This is a genomic window from Micromonospora sp. NPDC007271, from assembly GCF_040634005.1.
Taxonomy (GTDB): domain Bacteria; phylum Actinomycetota; class Actinomycetes; order Mycobacteriales; family Micromonosporaceae; genus Micromonospora.
On the sequence record NZ_JBEYER010000186.1, the window covers coordinates 1 to 5,109 of the forward strand.

Annotated in this window: 6 protein-coding genes; 5 read left to right on the forward strand and 1 reads right to left on the reverse strand. The window is 67.3% G+C overall.

The genetic code is table 11. The annotated features are described in order from the left end of the window. The 5 genes from ABZ570_RS33455 to ABZ570_RS33475 form a co-directional block, all read left to right on the forward strand. A partial coding sequence (locus tag ABZ570_RS33455) for an ATP-binding protein (RefSeq protein ID WP_358072112.1) occupies nucleotides 1-921 on the forward strand: 921 nt, incomplete at its 5' end. A gap of 52 nt (nucleotides 922-973) precedes the next feature. Next, the gene (locus ABZ570_RS33460) at nucleotides 974-1,402 is read left to right on the forward strand and encodes a roadblock/LC7 domain-containing protein (protein WP_358072122.1); all 429 of its coding nucleotides are present in this window, start codon (nucleotides 974-976) and stop codon (nucleotides 1,400-1,402) included. A gap of 4 nt (nucleotides 1,403-1,406) precedes the next feature. Then, complete coding sequence (locus tag ABZ570_RS33465) at nucleotides 1,407-1,778, forward strand: DUF742 domain-containing protein (RefSeq protein ID WP_358072114.1); 372 nt, start codon at nucleotides 1,407-1,409, stop codon at nucleotides 1,776-1,778. Beyond that, a complete protein-coding gene (locus tag ABZ570_RS33470; RefSeq protein WP_358072116.1) occupies nucleotides 1,756-2,337 on the forward strand; it encodes an ATP/GTP-binding protein in 582 nt (193 codons plus the stop codon). Before ABZ570_RS33465 ends, ABZ570_RS33470 begins: the two co-directional genes overlap by 23 nt. A gap of 32 nt (nucleotides 2,338-2,369) precedes the next feature. After that, nucleotides 2,370-2,936: a GAF domain-containing protein gene (locus ABZ570_RS33475; protein WP_358072118.1), complete on the forward strand. Its 567-nt coding sequence runs from the start codon at nucleotides 2,370-2,372 to the stop codon at nucleotides 2,934-2,936. Here ABZ570_RS33475 and ABZ570_RS33480 read toward each other — a convergent pair whose 3' ends face one another. Further along, entirely contained in the window at nucleotides 2,937-4,136 is a 1,200-nt protein-coding gene (locus ABZ570_RS33480) for an acyl-CoA dehydrogenase family protein (protein ID WP_358072120.1), read from the reverse strand. Nucleotides 4,137-5,109: the final 973 nt, after the last annotated feature.

Genomic DNA, 5,109 nt, shown 5'->3' on the forward strand with positions numbered 1-5,109 from the left:
TCGGCGATTGCCGAGGTCGAGCAGTACTCGCGGGTCAAGCTCATCCCACCGGTCGAGGGCACCTTGCGCGGCCACGCCGTCGCGGACGTCATCCACTTGGTCGCCGAGCTTGTGGAGAACGCGACCAACTTCTCGCCACCACACACGCACGTCATGTTGCGCGCCCGGGCCGTCGCCGCCGGTCTGGCGGTGGAGGTCGAGGACCGCGGCCTGGGTATGTCGCTGGCCGACCAGGACCGGGTGAACGGAGTTCTGTCCGACCCGGAACGGGTCAACATCGCGGAGTTGCTCAGCGATGGTCGGATCGGGCTGTTCGTGGTGTCGGCCATCGCGCGCCGGCACGGTATCGCTGTGCGGCTGCAGAACAACATCTACGGCGGTATCCAGGCCGTTGTCGTCCTGCCGCACGCGCTGCTCGGCGGGGAGGAATTGAAGCAATCGCGACCCCAGGTGCTGGCGCAGCAGACGAGCCAGCCGGCGGGCCGGGAGACGGCAGTGGGGTTGTCTGGGCAAGCCCCATCAGCGGTCGCTGCCGCCGCGCCGCAGGCCGCGCGTGTTGTCCCACCGCCTTACACGGAGGTGCCGGGTTTCAGCAACGGCCACAGCGCCCGCCCTGGCGGTGTCGGTCAATCCGGCGGGTGGGAGCCAACGCAGAGGTCGGTGGCGCCTGCCGCGCCGGCGCCGCCCGCCGTCGGGCCGGCTGCCCAGGCAGGCGATGGTGGCGCCACCCACGACATCCGCCCGCAACTGCCCCGGCGCCAGGCGCAGAAGCATCTGGCTCCCCAACTGCAGAACGTCCCGGCCCCACGCGCGGACGAACCGCCCGTCGAGCACGACCCTGGCCTGGTGGCCTCGTTCATGCAGGGGGTCACCCGCGCGGAGAGCGCGGCTGACGAGGACAAAGGTCCCGCGCGACCGTGACTGACGGCTTCAGCTGACCATGCGCCACAACTCGCAGGAGGATCTCATCATCATGCCAAGCGACGTCGCCTCGGGACAGGCTCCTGACCTCGGCTGGCTGCTGGCAGGCCTGGTACAACGGGTCCCCCACACCCTCAGTGCGTTGCTGTTGTCCTCGGATGGATTGAAGAAGGCCGTTCACGGCCTGGATTCCGACGGCGCGGACCACCTGGCCGCGATCGCCTCCGGGCTCTTCTCGCTGGCACGAAGCGCCGGTAACCGGTTCGCAGGCGACGAGCAGGTTCGGCAGGTGGTCGCGGAACTCGACGAGACCCTGCTTTTCGTTTCGGCGGCCGGTTCCAACGCGGTGCTCGCCGTGCTGGCCGCCCGTGGGGCCGACGCCGGGGTGCTGGGATACGAGATGTCACAGCTGGTCAAGAGTGTCCGGCCGTACCTGTCGACGGCCCCTCGAGCCGTGGGCGTGCCGAGCACGCCGCGGTGAAAGCATGCCCGATCCGCGTGACGAAACTTGGTTCGATGATGAGGCAGGGCGGCTCGTGCCCCTGTACGCGGTCGCCAACGGGCGGACCCTGCCAACCATCAAGCTGGATTTGCTGTCCATGGTGACCGCCACCGGCCGGCTGCCCCGCGTAGCCCTGGAGCCGGATCATGCCCGGGCGGTCAAGCTGTGTGGCAGTCCGATCACGGTCGCGGAGGTCGCCGCGCGCATGAAGCTGCCGGCGACCATCACCAAGGTGCTGCTGTCGGATCTCGTCGGCTGCGGCGCTGTGGCCGCGCGCGCACCCGGCGCCGTCGTCGATCCCACCGACATTTCTGTCCTGGAGGCAATTCTCGATGGCCTACGACGGCGACTCTGAGCTGTTCCCCGCTGCGGTCAAGGTCTTGATCGCGGGCGGCTTCGGCGTCGGAAAGACCACCTTCGTCGGCGCGGTCAGCGAGATCGAGCCGTTGACCACGGAGGAGATCCTGACCGCTGCCAGCGCCGGGACCGACAGCCTGAACGGGGTGGAACGGAAGTCCACCACCACCGTGGCGATGGACTTCGGCCGCATCACCATCGACCCCCGCTACGTCCTCTACCTCTTCGGCACCCCTGGCCAGGAGCGCTTCTGGTTCATGTGGGACGAGCTGTGTAACGGCGCTCTCGGCGCGGTAGTCCTGGCCGACACTCGCCGGCTGGAGAACTGCTTCGCGGCGGTGGACTTCTTCGAATCCCGTCAGATCGGCTTCCTCGTCGCGGTCAACCAGTTCGACGGATCCTTCCGCTACGAGCCGGACGAGGTCCGCGCCGCCCTCGACCTCAAACCCCACGTCCCGATCGTGCTCTGCGACGCCCGACAAAACCGCTCCGCGACCGCCGTACTGGTCGCACTGGTCCAGCATCTGCTGGGCACCAGCACCTCCCGCCAACCCTGAACCAGCAGCAACCTGACGATACGGAGCTCATCGTGACGAACGACACCGGAAGACACCCGCTGATGACTCCCGACGATCGCGAGGCCCCGCAACGGGTCCAGCGGCTGCGGGAACTCGGCATCGGGGAAAGCCCAGACCCCGAGTTCGACGAGTTCGCCAAGAAGCTCGCGCAGGTCACCGGAGCCCCCTACGCAATGGTCAACTTCATCAGCGAAGAACGCCAATACTTCGCAGGGCTCTACACCCCCTCCTCAGAGGAGGCGGGGGGCAATCCCCAGGAGCGAGCGGCCGGGGAGCCAGGCCGGGTAATGGCCCGCGACCACGGCTACTGCCCCCACGTTGTCGTCCGCCGCAAGGCACTGGTGCTCGACGACGTCTGCGAATACCCAAGATTCGCCGGCAACCCGGTGGTCGACGAGATCGGTATCCGCTCCTACCTCGGGGCACCACTGATCGACCACACCGGCGCGACGCTCGGCACCATCTGCGTGGTCGACACCGAACCGCGCCCCTGGGGGCGCCCGGGGCTGGAAACCATCAAGGCGCTCGCCCAAGAGTTGGTGGAACGGATCAACCAGCGCAACGGGCGCAGACAGTAGTCAGCGCCCATCCGCAGCCGCCGTCACGGCAGCGGCAAGCCGCTGCGACCACTGGCCCTTCGAGTGCCCCAGCGCCACCTCGCCCAGCCGGAGCATCTGCACATCGGACGTTCCGGCCGGAGCGAAGATGTGGTAAGCGTCGCGCACATACCGCTCCAGCGGCCGATCCGTATACAGACCGCTGGCAGCCTGCACCTCCATCGCGTTGCGCGCCGAGTCCAGCGCGTACTCGACATTGACGAGTTTGGCGTTCATCAGCTCCGCGTCACAGGGCTGCCCCTGGTCGAGCAGATGCACCGCGTGGTACGCGGCCAGACGGGCGGTCATCAGGCGCGACTGCATCTGCCCGATCTTCAACTTGATCGACGGCAACTCATACAGCGGCTTGCCGTAGCGGTGCCGCTCCGCGGCGAACGCGACGGTCTCCTCCATGACGGCCTGGTGGATGCCCAGCGAGACAGCCGTCAGGTTGGGCCGGCCGTAGAGAACGCTGGACGAGTAGGCCACCGCCAGCCCATCGCCCTCCTCGCCCAGCAAGTTGGCCGCAGGAACCCGGCAGTTGTCGAAGTGAAGCTCGCCGAAACTGAAGCCGTGCAAACCCATGGCCGGCCGGTGCGGACCCAGCGAAAAGCCCGGCCGGTCCGACTCCACCAGGAACGCCGAAAGCCCCTTGGAATCCGGCCCGGTTCGGACCACAACTCCGTGCAGGTCCCCCACGTGGCTGTTGCCGACGAAGACCTTCCGGCCCGTGAGGATGTAGTCGTCGCCGTCGCGTACCGCGCTGGCCGCCATACCGAGGACGTGCCCACCTGACTCCGGCTCGGTGACCGCGATGGTCGGCAGACAGTCGCCGTTCGCTATGGCCGGCAGCCACGTCTTCTTCTGCGTGTCGCTGCCGAAGTGGACGATCTTGGCCACACCGAGCTGCGAGGCCTGCACCATCGCACCCATGGCACCGCTGACCCGCGCCAGCTCCTCGATAATGATGGTCTTCGCCAGGTGGCCTAGGCCCATGCCGCCGTACTCCGGGCTGATCGTGACACCGATCCAACCCTGCCTGGCGATCAACCGAGAGAGCTCGTGCGCCACAGCACGGGAAGTCTCCATCTCCGGTACCCGGGGCCGCACCTCGGCCTCCGCGAAAGCTCTGACCTCCTCCCGCAGCTGCTCGTGACGTGCGGTGGCGAAATAGCCGTCCATCCCCAGGACTCCCTCGTGAATTACCCGCTGGCCGCGGTCAAAGGCAGGTGCCGGCGCCGCTGGTTAGGCCGCCCCACGGGCACCTTCGTGCAAACTCAACGCGGGGGGTTTCCCGCACAGATCGGCGGCGTCCGAGCGCCTACGCCGGGGAAGGCTCGGATCGGGTCCAACAGGAACCTTGGCGGGTTGTCTCGACGACGAGCTGTTCACGTGAGTCCCAATCCTCCCATCAGTCCCATGGATTGTAGATTGAGAACCCTTCAGGTTGGTGCCCCTGCCCGTGGCCAAACCCGTGCCTGGCAAAGAGTTCGGCGGCAAGTTTGCGTGCCCGCCGCGTCGAGACCGGACGGACCGCGGGGCCGACGTCCCGCCCAGCAGGACGTTCCATGACCGTCCCATCTGGACGGCGTCGGACACGCGTTCGCTGTTACGCCCTTCCTTGGGACTGCCCGGATCCAGGCCGTCGGGTGATAAAGAGGCGAAAGCTCTCGGCACGCGTTGACGGCAGCACCCCAAGCGTCTTGGTCCTTGGGCCGGAGCGAAGCGCACGGACCGTCGAGCAGCCTGGAGCCCACCGGGAAGCGTGTGGCGCAGCCGCCGTCTACTCTCCACTGGTCGCTACCGCGCCAGCGTCTCGTGCATCCTCGTCGACGCCGAATGGCCTAGATTCGGCGGCAAGCTGGCAGCGCCATCCAGTAGCCCGAAGGAACGATCGGGAAGCCGGCGGCTGGCTGTGGCCATGTTCGGCTGGTGTCGGGTCTCACGACCTGCGTGACGGATCAGTCTCGGGACGTGCGTGACAGGACTGGCTAGACGGCCTTGTGATCTTGTAGCTGCAAGCATCTCCCTGCCTACTTCGAGGACTCGGCGGGTCCGGTTCCCCTCGTAGCGTGGAGACCAGGACTTGAGGGATAGAGGTTCATCAGATTCCTTCCGTGGATACCCCGGCCTTCAGGCCGGGGAGGAAACGGAA